The organism is Novosphingobium sp., from assembly GCF_030696665.1.
Lineage (GTDB): Bacteria > Pseudomonadota > Alphaproteobacteria > Sphingomonadales > Sphingomonadaceae > Novosphingobium.
The window spans coordinates 212,277-226,786 of record NZ_JAUYRV010000052.1 but is presented as its reverse complement, the minus strand read 5'-3'; the positions used below and the strand labels follow the sequence as shown (position 1 = coordinate 226,786).

The 14,510-nt window shown below is 62.1% G+C and carries 14 protein-coding genes; 9 read left to right on the top strand and 5 right to left on the bottom strand.

All coding sequences use genetic code 11. From position 1 onward, the window contains the following. Window positions 1-554 (bottom strand): AMP-binding protein (locus Q8R81_RS17535; protein WP_305619807.1); only part of this gene is annotated, 554 nt, incomplete at its 3' end. Window positions 555-996: 442 nt separating this feature from the next. On the opposite strand from Q8R81_RS17535, the gene Q8R81_RS17530 reads away from it, so the two are divergent. The 5 genes from Q8R81_RS17530 (at window position 997) to Q8R81_RS17510 (ending at window position 6,540) form a co-directional block, all read left to right on the top strand. Beyond that, entirely contained in the window at window positions 997-1,719 is a 723-nt protein-coding gene (locus Q8R81_RS17530) for a response regulator transcription factor (protein ID WP_305619806.1), read from the top strand. Beyond that, window positions 1,719-3,026, top strand: coding sequence for an ATP-binding protein (locus Q8R81_RS17525; RefSeq protein ID WP_305619805.1), 1,308 nt, complete (start codon window positions 1,719-1,721; stop codon window positions 3,024-3,026). The genes Q8R81_RS17530 and Q8R81_RS17525 overlap by 1 nt, the downstream gene beginning before the upstream one ends. Window positions 3,027-3,176: 150 nt before the next feature. Continuing rightward, a complete protein-coding gene (locus Q8R81_RS17520; RefSeq protein WP_305619804.1) occupies window positions 3,177-3,875 on the top strand; it encodes a carbonic anhydrase in 699 nt (232 codons plus the stop codon). After that, the gene (locus tag Q8R81_RS17515; protein ID WP_305619803.1) at window positions 3,872-5,404 is read left to right on the top strand and encodes a SulP family inorganic anion transporter; all 1,533 of its coding nucleotides are present in this window, start codon (window positions 3,872-3,874) and stop codon (window positions 5,402-5,404) included. Before Q8R81_RS17520 ends, Q8R81_RS17515 begins: the two co-directional genes overlap by 4 nt. 290 nt (window positions 5,405-5,694) lie before the next feature. Beyond that, window positions 5,695-6,540, top strand: a complete 846-nt coding sequence (locus Q8R81_RS17510) for a TorF family putative porin (RefSeq protein ID WP_292624934.1) — start codon at window positions 5,695-5,697, stop codon at window positions 6,538-6,540. A gap of 107 nt (window positions 6,541-6,647) precedes the next feature. Here Q8R81_RS17510 and Q8R81_RS17505 read toward each other — a convergent pair whose 3' ends face one another. Next, on the bottom strand, window positions 6,648-7,367 hold the full coding sequence (locus Q8R81_RS17505; RefSeq protein WP_305619802.1) for an SDR family NAD(P)-dependent oxidoreductase: 720 nt from the start codon (window positions 7,365-7,367) through the stop codon (window positions 6,648-6,650). Between the two features lie 139 nt (window positions 7,368-7,506). Between Q8R81_RS17505 and Q8R81_RS17500 the strand changes: the two genes are divergently transcribed. Genes Q8R81_RS17500 through Q8R81_RS17490 form a run of 3 tightly spaced genes read left to right on the top strand, consistent with a single transcriptional unit; the run spans window position 7,507 to window position 9,771 of the window. Beyond that, the gene (locus tag Q8R81_RS17500) at window positions 7,507-8,715 is read left to right on the top strand and encodes a toxic anion resistance protein (RefSeq protein WP_305619801.1); all 1,209 of its coding nucleotides are present in this window, start codon (window positions 7,507-7,509) and stop codon (window positions 8,713-8,715) included. 7 nt (window positions 8,716-8,722) lie between these two features. Beyond that, complete coding sequence (locus tag Q8R81_RS17495) at window positions 8,723-9,478, top strand: hypothetical protein (RefSeq protein ID WP_305619800.1); 756 nt, start codon at window positions 8,723-8,725, stop codon at window positions 9,476-9,478. Next, window positions 9,478-9,771 (top strand): polyhydroxyalkanoic acid system family protein, encoded by a 294-nt coding sequence (locus Q8R81_RS17490; protein ID WP_305619799.1) that lies wholly within the window; start codon window positions 9,478-9,480, stop codon window positions 9,769-9,771. The genes Q8R81_RS17495 and Q8R81_RS17490 overlap by 1 nt, the downstream gene beginning before the upstream one ends. Before the next feature lie 127 nt (window positions 9,772-9,898). On the opposite strand, the gene Q8R81_RS17485 is transcribed toward Q8R81_RS17490, so the two are convergent. After that, window positions 9,899-10,363, bottom strand: coding sequence for a DUF2721 domain-containing protein (locus tag Q8R81_RS17485; protein WP_305619798.1), 465 nt, complete (start codon window positions 10,361-10,363; stop codon window positions 9,899-9,901). Window positions 10,364-10,552: 189 nt separating this feature from the next. On the opposite strand from Q8R81_RS17485, the gene Q8R81_RS17480 reads away from it, so the two are divergent. Continuing rightward, window positions 10,553-11,764, top strand: coding sequence for a DUF1624 domain-containing protein (locus Q8R81_RS17480; protein ID WP_305619797.1), 1,212 nt, complete (start codon window positions 10,553-10,555; stop codon window positions 11,762-11,764). 32 nt (window positions 11,765-11,796) lie between these two features. Here the strand turns inward: Q8R81_RS17480 and Q8R81_RS17475 are convergent, their stop codons facing one another. Next, window positions 11,797-12,735: a copper resistance protein B gene (locus Q8R81_RS17475; protein ID WP_305619796.1), complete on the bottom strand. Its 939-nt coding sequence runs from the start codon at window positions 12,733-12,735 to the stop codon at window positions 11,797-11,799. After that, window positions 12,732-14,501: a copper resistance system multicopper oxidase gene (locus Q8R81_RS17470; protein ID WP_305619795.1), complete on the bottom strand. Its 1,770-nt coding sequence runs from the start codon at window positions 14,499-14,501 to the stop codon at window positions 12,732-12,734. The genes Q8R81_RS17475 and Q8R81_RS17470 overlap by 4 nt, the downstream gene beginning before the upstream one ends. Window positions 14,502-14,510 lie beyond the last annotated feature (9 nt).

The following is a 14,510-nucleotide window of genomic DNA, read 5'->3' as shown; positions in this document are numbered from 1 at the left end:
GTCAGCACGATGCGGCTGTCGCAATCGGTGATGCGGCCTGCCAGTGCATCGGGGCTGAAGCCTGCGAACACGATCGAGTGAATCGCGCCAATCCGCGCGCAGGCGAGCATGGCGACGGCGGCTTCGGGCACCATCGGCAGGTAGATCGTGACGCGCTCCCCGCGTTTCACGCCCTTGGCCTTGAGCAGGTTGGCGAAGCGGCAGACGTCTTCGTGCAACTGCCGATAGGTGATTTCGCGGTGTGGCTCACCCAATCCGTCCGGCTCCCACAGGATCGCCACGGCGTCGCCGCGCGTCGCCAGATGACGGTCAAGGCAGTTGGCCGAAAGGTTCAGCGTGCCATCCTCGAACCAGCGAATGCCGAAGTCCGCCTCGTTGAAAGAGGTGTTCTTGACCTTGGTGTAAGGCTTGATCCAATCGAGCCGCTGGCCATGTTCGGCCCAGAACGCCTGCGGGTCATCGACCGACTGGCGGTACATCTCGAAGTAGCGCGCCTCGTCCACAAGTGCGTTTTCGGCCCATTCGGTGGGCACGGGATAGACGGCTTCGGCCATGTCAGGCTCTCCTGTGATGCAGCAATCGGTTCTGCGCCCTTTGTCTGGCCGCGCCGTTGGCAGCGTAACCGGGTTTGGGCTTTCCCCGGGATCAAAGCCGACCGGGCCGATACGTGCAACACCAAACCGGTGGGCAAGTCCGCAGGAAATTTCGATTATGACCGCCAAGGTAGTGCCAGTCCGGTTCCAAATCGGACGGAAACAGTCACATTCTGCAGTTCAGCAATGTTTTGTTTTGAAAGCGCCTCTCGCGCGCAAAAGCGGCGGCGCAGCTAGGTTTCATCGTTCCGGGGGGACGGATATGATCTGGGCGACAAGGCTTGCCGGTAGCTGGCCAGCCTTAATCGCACGGCAATGTGCCGACTTCCCCATTGTTCAACCTTGGCATCACGCTTGGCGCTGCTATCGTGCCGGTGTGCTGCTGCAAACGCGCCGGGAAACTATGCAACCTGCTTCGATAGTACTGGTAGAAGACGATGGCCCGCTGCGGACACTGACCGCCCGAGCCTTGCGTGAAAATGGCTACAATGTCCGCACCGCGGCCACGGGCGCGGAAATGTGGGTGGCGCTGGAAAGCGAACCTGCGGACCTTGTCGTGCTCGACATCATGTTGCCGGGCACCAGCGGCATCGAGCTGTTCCGCCGCTTGCGCAAGCAGAGCGAGGTGCCGATCATCTTCGTTTCTGCACGCGGCAGCGAGGAAGACCGCGTTCTGGGGCTGGAGCTTGGCGCAGACGACTACGTGCCCAAACCGTTCAGCACGCGCGAACTGGTGGCGCGGATTGGCGCGGTGTTGCGACGGGGTAGCAACAGTGGCACTGACAGCGCCGGCGAAACCGGATCGCGCAGCGGCGACATACGCTTTGATGGCTGGTCAGTATCAATGGCCCGGCGCGAATTGCATTCGCCCAGTGGTGCGATGGTGGATCTGACGGGGGCGGAGTTCGATCTGCTTTCGACGTTTATCGGCCAGCCGCAGCGCGTGTTGGGGCGTGAACGTCTGATCGAGCTGTCGCGCACGCGGCTGGGGGATAGCTCAGACCGCAGCGTTGACGTGCTGGTCAGCCGCCTGCGCCGCAAGTTGGCCGGTGCTGGCGGCAGCGCCCCGATCGTTACGGTGCGTGGCGTCGGCTATATGTTCAAGGCGGAAGTCCAGCGCGCCTGATGCTACGCCGGTTCGGCCTGCCCGAGCGTTTGCTCGCGATCCTGCTGTTGGTGGCGGGAGTGGATTTTGCCGCCAACACGTTGCTGTTTGAGCGTGCCAGCCAGTTCGCCGTGGCCGAAGATGATGCTGCGCGGGTGGCTGAACATCTTGTCATCGCAAGCCGCGCGATTGAACGCACGCCGCCTCAAGAGCGGGTAGGGGCGGCGCAGGCGCTCAGCACGCCACGGTTTGCGATAAGCTGGCGGGCGGCAGGCAACCGACCCGTAGGCGCAGTGCCGCTGGCAAAGATGCGGCAGCAGGTGCTTGATCTTTCAGGGGATCTTGTGGCCGCCGACCTGCAGCTTTATCTCAAACCGAGGAGCGGTGCCGATGCGATCAGTGGCTCGATGTTGCTGGCTGATCGCAGCGTGCTGTATTTCCGGACCCGCACCAGTGAGGCTTGGACGCTGAATGCCGGGCGCGTGATTTCTCTGATGTTGCCCACGTTGATGCTGGTGACACTGGCTTGGGTGCTGTTCAGGGCCACGCTTGCTCCGCTCAGAACATTGGTAAGGGCGAGCCGCACAGTGGGTGCAGGGCCGCCCGAGCCTCTGGAAGAGACCGGCACGAGCGAAGTGCGCGACCTGATCCATGCTTTCAATGAAATGCAGCAGCGCATCCACGAATCGATGGCCAGCCGTATGCAATCGATGCTGGCCATCGGGCATGATCTGCGCACGCCGCTGTCCCGCATGCAACTCAGGCTCGAAGACTCGCGGATTGATGAGGACACTCGTCAGGACATGGGCAAGGATTTGGGCGAGATGCGGCACATGCTGGAATCGTTGCAGGCCTTTGTTGAAAGCGGAGGTTCGCGCATTCCAGCCGAGCGCATCAACTTGGCCGCCATGGTCCAGACCTTGGTCGATACCGCAGCTGACGATGGGTGCGACGCAACATACCACGGTCTTGAAAGCCTCGAAATCATGGCGCGCCCGGTCTCGCTCCGGCGTGCGCTGGCCAACCTGATTGAAAATGCTGTGCATTATGCCGGCAATGTTCGGGTCACCGTGCAGCGCGATCAGGGCCTTGCCGAAGTGGTGATCGAAGATGATGGTCCGGGCATTCCTGAAGATCGGATAAGCGATGTTTTACAGCCGTTTGTTCGGCTTGATACTGCCCGATCACGCGATACGCCAGGTATGGGACTCGGGCTGGCTATCGTCCGCCGCGCGGTCCAGCTGGACAATGGCGAGTTGAAATTGCGCAACCGGCCAGAGGGCGGGCTGGAAGTGACCATGCGCTTTCCTCTGGCGACGGCCGGGTAAACGCCAGCAGGCCTTCGGCGTCGGTCAAGGCGCGTGCGCCGCAACAATTCGTTACAAAAGCGATGGAATGTGGAAAGGCTGGGCACATACCTTGTGCAGTGTCCCGAAAGCCGTTCCCGGCGCTCGGCCCACTAGCAAAGGTATTCAGCCGTGAACGAACTCATCGGCCGCGTCTTCAGCTTCGAGAAGACCACGTTTCCTGATAGCCGCGAACTGTTCGGCAAGCTCGTCAGCGAAGGGCAGTCGCCCAAGGCGCTGATGATCTCCTGCGCCGATTCGCGCATCGTGCCCGAACAGATCATGCAGGCCCAGCCCGGCGAACTGTTCGTGTGCCGCAATGCTGGCAACATGGTTCCGCCCTATGCCACCATGAATGGCGGCGTTACCTCGACCGTCGAATATGCCGTGTTGGCACTGGGCGTGCGGGACATCATCGTCTGTGGCCATTCCGATTGCGGCGCAATGAAGGCGCTGTCGGCTCCTGCACTGCCCGAAGGCATGCCCAATGTGGTGGCCTGGCTGCGCCACGGCGCTGCGGCAGAAAGCGTCGTGTCGAGCTGCTCGCCTAAACTCGGCACTGATGAGCGCGTCCGCGCGGTCAGCCTGCAGAACGTGATCGTCCAGATTGACCATCTGCGCACGCATCCTTCGGTGGCAACGGCCATCGCGCGCGGCGAAATGTCGCTGCACGGCTGGTTCGTGGATATCAGCGCGGGCCTGGTGCTTGGCCTTGATGGCGAGACGGGGGAATTTACGCCTCTTCGCGAAGACACGCCGCTGCCAGTGGCTGTTCCTGCACGTGCGCGTGCAGTGATCGACGCTTGGGCCACTGCTGAGGCTGCAGAATGACATCTGCTACCGCAGAGGGCGAACGCGGCGGCTTTTCCCGCTATTTCGTTCAGGATTTCACCGCGTCAATCGTGGTGTTTCTGGTGGCCATGCCGTTGTGCATGGGCATCGCCATTGCCTCGGGCGTCCCGCCTGAAAAGGGCTTGGTGACCGGCATCATCGGCGGCATCGTCGTTGGGCTGCTGGCTGGTTCGCCGTTGCAGGTCAGCGGCCCGGCCGCTGGCCTTGCCGTGATCGTGTTCGAATTCGTACGTGATAATGGCTTGTCCGCGCTTGGCCCGGTTCTGGTGTTGGCAGGTGCGTTGCAGGTGATTGCAGGCATCGCCAAGCTTGGCGGCGTGTTCCGCGCAATCTCGCCCGCTGTCGTTCACGGCATGCTTGCCGGGATTGGCGCTCTGATCGTCATTGGCCAGTTCCACATCTTGTTCGATGAAAAGCCATTGTCCAACGGGATTGACAATCTGGCGATGATGCCCGCCCGCGTGCTGGGCCTTACGCCGTTCAATCTTCAGAACACCGAATTGGCACTGATGCTCGGCCTGCTGACCATTGGCACCATGCTGGTGTGGGAAAAGGTCAAGCCTGCAAAGCTCGGCCTGCTCCCGGGCGCGCTGCTTGGCGTACTTGCAGCAACGATGGTTGCGTGGGGCCTTGGGCTGAACGTGGCGCGGATTTCTGTGCCCGATTCCATCGCAGCGGCATTCGCCCTGCCTGAAGCGGGCATTTTCTCCACGCTGACGCAAGGCTCGATGATCGTTTCGGCCATCGCCATCGCCTTTATCGCCAGCGCGGAAACGCTGCTTTCGGCGGCTGCGGTTGACCGGATGCACGATGGTGTGCGCACCGATTACAACAAGGAACTGCGCGCGCAGGGCGTAGGCAATCTGCTGTGCGGCGTGTTCAACGCGCTGCCGATGACCGGCGTGATCGTGCGCAGTTCTGCCAACGTGCAGGCAGGCGCGATGACCCGCATGTCTGCTGTGATGCACGGCGTGTGGATTCTCGGTTTTGTGGCGCTGCTCCCCTTCATCCTGCGCGAAGTGCCGATGGCGGCGCTGGGCGGGGTATTGGTGGTAACCGGGTGGAAGCTCGTCAGCCTCAAGCATGTGCAGCACCTGTTCAAGGTGCACGGCTACCTGCCCGCGTTGATCTGGACCGCCACATTTGTGCTGGTGGTGGCAACCGATCTGCTCACCGGTGTGCTGGTAGGCCTTGCGCTGTCCGCTCTCGAACTCGTGCCCCATGCCAGGAACCTGAAGTTCAAGGTTGGCGAATCGTCGATTGGTGAAACCGTGCATCTCAAGCTTGAGGGTGCGGCCACATTCATCGGCCTGTCTCGCCTGACCAATGCGCTTGAGCAGGTTCCGCATAGCCACGCGGTTCATGTGGACATGGACAAGGTTCATGCGATCGACCACACGACCGCTGAAATGCTTACCGAATGGCTTTCGCGCCGCCGCTTGCGTGGCAATGACGTGAAGGTGACCGGCCCGGCACCGATCTTGAAATCGCTGGCCCACGCCGCCTGAGGCTCGCGCCTTAAAGCAAACATCTGCTGGCCGGGGATCTCAGTCCCCGGCCAGTTTTGTTTTCACCAAGCCGGTGTTGGCGCTCAGCGCTCGCCACGAACCCGCAAGACGCGCCTGTTGCCAAATGGCAGCACTAATCATGCGTGAAGAGGTCTCGGATAAAAATTATCTTGCAGTGCAGCAAATCCCGATGATAAGCATTTGGCTCTACCACGATGGATGCCCCCAGAGAGGCATTTGCGCGGTGGACGCAGGTGGAACGTGATAATCCTATTCAGGGAGCGTTCCGTATGAAGACCCGTCTGGCCGCCGCAGTGGCCCCCGTCGCCCTCGCTTTGCTTGCGACTCCGGCATTCGCGCAGGATGAAGAATCCAGCCCCATCACCGTTTCGGGCAGCGCTGCGCTCGCCTCTGACTACCGCTTCCGCGGCGTTTCGATGACCGACAAGGAAATGGCTGTTCAGGCTGGCGTTACCGTCGCCCATGAAAGCGGCTTCTATGTCGGCACCTGGGGTTCGAACCTCGCCGGTTGGGGCACTTTCGCTGGTTCCAACATGGAACTCGACATCATCGGCGGCTACAAGGCTGATCTGGGTGGCGTGGCGGTTGACGTTGGCCTGACCTGGTACATGTATCCGGGCGGTCTTGATAACACCGACTTTGCAGAACCCTACATCAAGGTTTCGGGCGCTGCTGGCCCCGCCAACCTGCTCGTCGGCGTTGCCTATGCGCCCAAGCAGGAAGCGCTTGGCCAGTGGTACAATTCGGGCGCCTCGGCTTCGACCGGCATCTATGACAATCCCGGTGCCAAGGCCGACAACTTCTACATCTGGGGTGATGCTTCGACCTCGATCCCCGACACTGGCCTGACGCTGAAGGGCCACCTTGGTTACACCAAGGGCGGCAACAAGGGCCTTGGACCTCAAGGAACGTCGGTTTCGCCTACCGGCGAATACCTCGACTGGCTGATCGGCGCTGACTACGCGCTGGGCAATGTCACGCTCGGCGTCGCCTATGTCGATACCGACCTCAGCCCGGCTGACTACAACTACCTGACGCCGAACTTCTCCTCCACCAAGGATGGTTCGAACATCGCAGGCTCGCGCGTAGTGGTTTCGGCCACCGTCGCGTTCTGATCCTGCCAAAACGACACTGACGACCGGGAAACCGGCAATCCAAAGGCCCCCGTTCCGAAAGGAGCGGGGGTTTTTTGCGGGTCTGCGCTATGCTTCTTCGCTGCAGGTCAGAACGGAACCTGGCTGCCATCCCATGCCAGCAGTTTGCCGCTGTCTGCCGGGGTCAGTCCGTCGATCACGTCGATCAGGTGCCGTGCCGAGCGTTCGGGTGTGAACAGCCGGTCGTCAGGCACGCCGCGTTGGAACGGAGCCGAAAGTGGCGTGTCCACCGTGCCGGGGTGCAGCGTCACCGCCACGGCACCGGGGTTCGTCCGGCCAAGTTCTATCGCAAAGTTGCGCACCAGCATGTTCAGCGCGGCCTTGGATGCGCGGTAGCTGTGCCAGCCGCCCATGCGATTGTCGCTGATCGAACCGACGCGGGCGGAGATGGCGGCAAACACCGGGCGTCCCTCCTTGCGCAGCAACGGCAGCGTGTGCTTGGCGATCAGCGCGGGTCCGATGGCGTTCACCGCAAACATCTCGGCCATGCCGCCAGCATCCAGCGCGCGCCACGATTTCTCCGGCCCGGTGCCGTCCGAACGCACCAGCCGCCCGGTCGCGACAATCACCAGATCTAGCGGCGCGCCGATGGCGGCACATGCTTCTGCAATCGACCCATCGTCAGTCAGATCAAAGCGATGCGCCACGGACTTCGACGCTGGTGGAAGTGCCTTGCGCGCCAGCACATGCACCTCGCCCACATCATCACGCGCTGCAAGCTGGCTGGCAATCGCCGCACCAATGCCGCCACTGGCACCGAACACGGCGCATCTCAAAGGATCAGTCATGCCGTCGTTCATGGAGCGCCAAACGCCGTCCGTCGATATGCCCCAAGGCACTGCGCTGTATTGCAGGCATAAGGCAGCTTGCACGAGGGCGCGCGACATACCATGTTGTTCAGCGCCCCAACACGAAAGCTGGACTGAGATGGCACTGACTCCCGAGACTGCGACGATGACCCCGATCACGCTGACCCCGCCTGATCCGGTGCCAGTGGTCGCACCCGCGCAGGCCGCCGGGCTGGTGCCGGTGTCCGACGAAAACCGATCCAAGCTTGAGGCCAAGGTCGATGCCTTCGTCGCCGATCTGATCGCGGTCGATGCGCAAAGCCCTGAATTCGGCAAGAAGGTCGATCAGTTGACCAACATGGGGCGCAAGGAAATCTCGCAGGCTGCGGGCATGGCCAACCGCTTCCTTGATCGCCCGATCCGCGCGATGGACAAGGACAGCGGCGTCGGCTCCGATCTGGCCGCGCTGCGCCGCACGGTGGAGGAACTCGATCCGGGCAAGCAGGGCAAGCTTTCCACCGGGCGCAAGATCCTGGGCATCATCCCCTTCGGCAACAGCATGAAGAAGTATTTCGACGGCTATGTCTCGGCGCAGGGCCACATCAAGTCGATTCTGGAACGGCTGGCGTCCGGCAAGGACGAACTGCTGATGGACAACGCCGCCATCGATGTTGAGCGTGGCAAGCTGTGGGAAGCGATGGGCAATCTGGAGCAGATGATCCACATTTCCAACACGCTCGACGCCAAGCTGGAAGAAGCCGCCGCCGATCTTGACCACACCGATCCGGTCAAGGCCAAGGCCGTGCGGGAGAGCGCGCTGTTCTACACCCGCCAGCGCACGCAGGATTTGCTCACGCAGATGGCGGTGACGGTGCAGGGCTATCTCGCGCTCGATCTGGTCAAGAAGAACAATGTCGAACTGGTCAAGGGCGTGGACCGCGCCAGCACCACCACCGTCGCCGCGCTGCGCACGGCGGTGACCGTGGCGCAGGCGATGACCAACCAGCGCCTTGTGCTGCAACAGATCACCGCGCTCAACACCACCACCGCCAACATGATCGATTCCACCGGAAAGCTGCTGCGCGAACAGACCGGCAAGATTCACGAGATGGCCGCATCCAGCACGATCCCGCTCGAAACGCTGCAGCGCGCGTTCCAGAACATCTATGACACGATGGACACGATCGACACGTTCAAGCTGAAGGCGCTCGATTCGATGAAGCAGACCGTCACCACGCTTTCCAGCGAGGTCGAAAAGTCCAAGGGCTACATCGCGCGGGCCGAAGGCGCATCGCAGGCCAAAATGGCCGGGCCGGAAACTTCGCCCCTGCTGACGCTGGAGGGCTGAGCCGCCGATGGCCAATTCCCCGGCACACCAAAGCGACCGCATCCTCGCCTCGGCCAGCCAATCGCTGGCCAACAACCGCGCAGGCGGACGGCGCAGCATTGGCAAACGCTCGGCTGAACTGAAACGCCAGCACATCGGCAAGAAAGCCGCGCGCATGGCGATGGCGGTGGGCGTCATCATGGTTGCGGCAATGACGGCAGGGCTGGTGCTGAATGGCATCGGCTTTACCGGCGTGATGGTGCTGGCGCTGTCTATCGTGGCTGCACTGTGGTTCTTCGCCACGTTTCCAAAGATGAAAGTGCCCGCCCTGTCCGCGCTCAACACCGGCGATGTGCGCACGATGGTTGGCCGCACCGAACTGTGGCTTGAGGCGCAGCGGCCCGCGCTCCCCGCGCCTGCCGTCCAACTGGTCGATCAGATTGGCGTGCAGCTTGATGGGCTGGGCGTGCAGCTTGAAGGCATCGACCCGTCAGAACCTGCCGTTGCCGAAGTGCGCAAGCTGGTGGGCGAACATCTGCCCGGCATGGTGGAAAGCTATCGCAAGATCCCGCAGCACTTGCGGCGCGAAGAGCGGGGCGGGCGCAATGCCGATCAGCAACTGGCCGATGGCCTGGGCAAGATCAGCACCGAAATCGACACGATCACTCGCCAGCTCGCCTCGGGCGATATCGATGCGCTGGCCGTGCGCGGGCGCTTTCTGGATTACCGCTATGGCGAAGGTCTGGACGCTGCTCCCCAACTTGAAGCTCCAAAGGCCCCCTGATGCGCATTGCCATTCCCCACTCGCTTGACCGCGACGAGGCCCGCAAACGCCTTCGTGACAAAGCCGCCCGCGCTGCCGAAAAGGCCGATGGCATGGCCAGCGTCACCACCACTTTCACCGATGACGACCACATGGTGATGAGCGTCACGTCAATGGGCTACACCATCGATTGCGGCGTGGAACTGGCGGAAAAGGAGCTGGTCGTCGAAGTAGACCTCCCCGCCAGCCTCGGTTTTGCCAAGCGCATGATCGAAGGCGTGATCCGCGAAAAGAGCGGGAAGCTGCTCTCGTAATGTGATCGTTTGAATTGCCGTCATCCTGAACTTGTTTCAGGATCCACCTATCCGCGTAAGCCGAGGTACGGACCCTGAAACAAGTTCAGGGTGACGAGGCTCATATTTCCGCCGTCGCTACGCCCGCTCAAATATCCTTGCGTTCAAGCTCCAGCAATTCCTGCGGCAAACGCAGCGAATTGGCGGCAATGCGGGTTTCCAGCAGCAGATAGACCAGCGCCATCATCAGCAGACCGATGGCCAGCGAGAAGATGATTCCGGTCATGTTGCGCAGTTCCATGCCCGTCATCTCGCCCACGAAAAGCGAGCCGACCGTCACCCCGATCGCCAGACCAGACAGCACCAGCAGCAACAATGCCCGCCCGATCAGGTGGATGCGCCGGTCAACATAGCGCAGCTCGATCACCACCACGTCATGCTCGCGCCCCGTGGTCGCCGCGTGATGCCCCTGCAATGTGCGCGAACGATCGACGATCCGGCCCAGCCGCGTCGTCAGGATGTTCATGATGTTGCCGATGGCCACGAGCACAAAGACAGGAGCCAGCGCCAGCTGGATGGTCTGTGCAATCACGCCGGTGTTTCCGTCAATCATGGTGCAATGCCTTGCCACGGCGCGCCGCACGGCGGCAAGCGCGATCCTTCAGCATACGTCTTCGCTAGAATTGCATGCCCGTCCGCCCCATCACAACAGATTTGCACTGGCGCGCATCCAACTTCGATACAATACGCCGCATGGTCTCCATAAGCTGCACAGGTATAAGCCGGGCAGGAGGAACAGGGCATGACAGGCATTACTGCAAACACGCTAAGTGTGGCTCATTCCCCCGCTGCGCCCGCCAATCCGGCCGTGGCGCGCACTCGCCTGCTGGCCATCGATGCGCTGCGTGGCCTGGTCATGTTGTTCATGCTGGTCGATCATGTGCGTGAAACGTTTTTCCTGCACGTGCAGGTTTCCGATCCGGTCGATGCCAACACGACCGATCCGGGCCTGTTCTTCACGCGCCTGCTGTCCACCTTCTGTGCGCCCACCTTCGTTGCGTTGACCGGTCTTTCGGCATGGCTCTATGGCCAATCGCGCACGAAGATGGAGGTCAGCGAATTCCTGCTTAAACGCGGGCTGTTCCTGATATTCCTCGAACTCACCGTGGTCTGCCTTGCATGGCCAACGCAAAGCTTCGAATTTCCCCCCGCGCGGTTCTGGCTGCAGGTGATCTGGGCCATCGGCATTTCGATGGTGGCGCTGGCGGCGCTGATCCACCTGCCGCGTATCGCGCAGTTCGCTCTCGGCCTTGCCATCGTCTGTCTGCACAACCTGCTGGATGGCATCGTGCTCACCCCGCAGGACAGCGGCTATGCGATCTGGGCGGTGCTGCACCAGCGCACGGTAATCGATCTCGGGCTGGGGCTGACTGCAAAGACCACTTATCCCATCCTGCCGTGGATCGGCGTGATCGTGCTCGGCTATGCCTGCGGGCCGTGGTTCGCCAAGGGTAGCGATCCCGCACTGCGGCTGCGTCGGCTGGTCATGCTGGGGCTGGGGATGATCGCGGCATTCGTGGTGATCCGCTATGTCAATGTCTATGGCGACAAGCCTTGGTTTACAGGCGAAACGCCGCTGCGCACGGTGATGAGCTTCCTCGCGCTCACCAAGTATCCGCCCTCGCTGCTGTTCCTGCTGCCAACGGTCGGCACCGGTGTGCTGCTGCTCGCCCTGTTCGAAAAGTTTCAGGATAGCCCGGCACTGCCGCATCTGGCGTTTCTTGGTGGAGCGCCGATGTTTTTCTACATCCTCCACCTCTATGCGCTGAAAGGCATCTACCACGTTGCGCTGATGCTTTATGGGCCGGTCAAAGGCACCGTGTTCGGCGTCGATAACCTCTCCACCGTGTGGTTCTGGGTACTGTTGCTGGTCGTGCCGCTTTATCTGCCAACCCGCTGGTTTGCGGGCGTCAAGCAGCGTCGCAAGGACATCTGGTGGCTCAAGTATCTGTAGCGCCGCCCTGTTGCTGAAGGGTGTGGATCATCTCAGAACCACATCCGCAGCCCCACCACCGCGCTGACCTGCGACGGGGCTTCCCCGTCGGCCTGCGCCAGCCGCGCCGTCTCGCCCAGCTTGCGCTCCCAATGCACGCCCACATAAGGCGCAAATTCTCGGTCAAATTCGTACCGCATGCGCGCGCCCAGTTCGATCTTCTCGATCCCGGCACCAATGCCCAGTTCGGGCACGTCCTGCGCCGCTGCATCGATTTCCACCGAAGGCTGCAGGATCAGGCGTTGGGTCAGCCGCATGTCATGCTCTGCCTCAAGCCGGAAATGCACATCGCCCTTGTTTGAAACAAAGGCATGCGCGCCCACTTCGAACCAGTAGGGGGCCAGACCCTCCACGCCGATCACGCCATATGTGCGGTCCGGCCCGTGGCCAAAGTCCTGCCGCGCGCCCAGTTCAAAGTTCCACCACGGGTCAAGCGCACGCCGCCAAGCCGCCCGCACTTCGCCGGTTTCCAGCGATTCCCCAAACGCGCCTTCGCCCTCAGTTTCGAACGAGAGCCGGTCAATATCACCGCCAACCCAGCCCATGATCTGCCAGGCATAGCCATCCTTGCCATTGCGGGGCCGGTATTCCAGCCGGTCTGCAATCAGCGCATTGCCAAAAAACGCGCCTTCCTTGGCCAAGGCGTCGCGGGCTGTTGCCATGCGCTGCGGGTTCCAGAATGCGTCGGCGGGGTGGTCGGTCGGCACCGGCGGCGGCGGGGCATCACCCACTTCGCTGTCCGGCGTTGACGGCATGGCATGGCCCGTATGTGCGGAATGGTCCATCGGCGGCGCGGCTGGCGGCATCTGGTGTGCCGAATGGTCCACGGTTTGATCCATCTGCCCCATGTCATGCCCAGCGTGCGGATCAACGTCCTGCGCCACGGCAGGCACCGCCACCAGCAGCGCCCCGGCGAAAATCGTGCGCCTCACGCCGCATTCTCCCCGGCGCGAACCGTAACCACGCGCATCATCCCGGCATGCATGTGCAGCAGCATGTGGCAGTGAAACGCCCAGTCGCCCTCGGCATCGGCGGTCAGGTCAAAGCTCGCCTTTCCGCCCGGCAGCACGTTCACCGTGTGCTTGCGCGGACGATTGCCCGGCTCACCGGTCACCAGTTCAAAGAAGTGGCCGTGCAGGTGGATGGGATGGGGCATCATCGTGTGGTTGATCAAGTTCACCCGCACCCGCTCGCCCGTGCGGAACGGGATTGGCTCCGCCCCGCCCGAAATCGTCTCGCCATCGATGGACCACATATAGCGTTCCATGTTCGCGGTCAGGTTCACATCCAGCTGGCGGGTCGGCGTGCGCGGATCGGGGTTCGGCGTGCGGGACCGCAACTGCGCATAAGTCAGCACGCGGTGGTCCACATCCTCAAGCCCGGTCGGCTTGTCGGCCAGCCGGTCAGCGGGCATCGGAGAAATCGTCGCCACCCCCGGCCCCGGCTTCACGCCCGGAGCCAGCGAGAGGTCTCGCATTTTCATGGAGTGCCCCTCCATGCTTTCGTTGGCGGGCTTCGAAAGGTCGATCTCGCCCCCGCTGCCCATATCCATCCCGCTCATATCCATGCCCATGTCGCGCATGTTGAGGATCGGGCGGGCGCGGCGTGGCGGGATGGCACCGGCCATGCCGATTTGCGGCGCCAAGGTAGCGCGGACCATGCCCGACCTGTCGATGGCCTCGGCAATGATCCCGAATGCCGCATTTTCAGCAGGTTGCACGATCACGTCATAAGTCTCGGCAATGCCGATCTGGAACTCGTCGGTCTCCACCGGCTGCACATCGCAGCCATCGGCGGCCACCACCGTCATCGGCAGGCCGGGAATGCGCAGGTTGAAGTTGGTCATCGACGATGCGTTGATGATCCGCAGCTTCACCCGCTCGCCGGCGCGGAACAGCGCGGTCCAGTTAGCCATGCTGTCATGCCCATTGATAACATAGGAATATGTTGCGCCGGTCACGTCCGAAATGTCGGTCGCATCCATGCGCATCTTGGCCCATTCGAGCCGGTCCTTGAACGACTGGTCCTTGCCCTTCAGCAACCCGCCCGCGGTCTGCCGCTGCCAGTTGTAATAGCCGCCCATCGTCTTTAGATTGCTCAATTGTTTGTGCGGATCGACCGGACTCCAGTCGGCCAGCACCAGCACATATTCGCGGTCAAATGGCGCGGCAGTGTCCAGTTCCGCCGGGTCAATCACGATAGGTCCGTAAAGCCCCACCGCTTCCTGCATTCCCGAATGCGAATGATACCAGAACGTGCCCGAATGGAGGATCGGGAACTCATAGGTAAACGTCTCTCCCGGATCGATGCCGGGGAAGGACAGGCCGGGCACGCCATCCATCTGGAACGGCACCAGCAGCCCGTGCCAATGGATGGAACTCTCTTCTTTCAATGTGTTGGTCACCGCAATCCGCACCCGCTGCCCTTCGCGCAAGCGGATGAGCGGGGCAGGGATCGATCCGTTCACTGCCACGGCGGTGGCAGACCGTTCGCCCACGCCAAACTTCGCCGCGCCAATGCTCAAGGCAATGTTTTCGCCCGATAAAGTGCTGCCGGAATTGCGCCCTGCCAGCGGTCCGCCGTCGCGCGAATGACCACCATGCCCCGATTGCGCCCATGCCGGTACAAGCGGCGTTGCAGCCAGCGCTCCCGCTCCGATCAGGAGGCGGCGGCGGTTGAGAATAAGCATGTTGTCCATTGCCTGCTG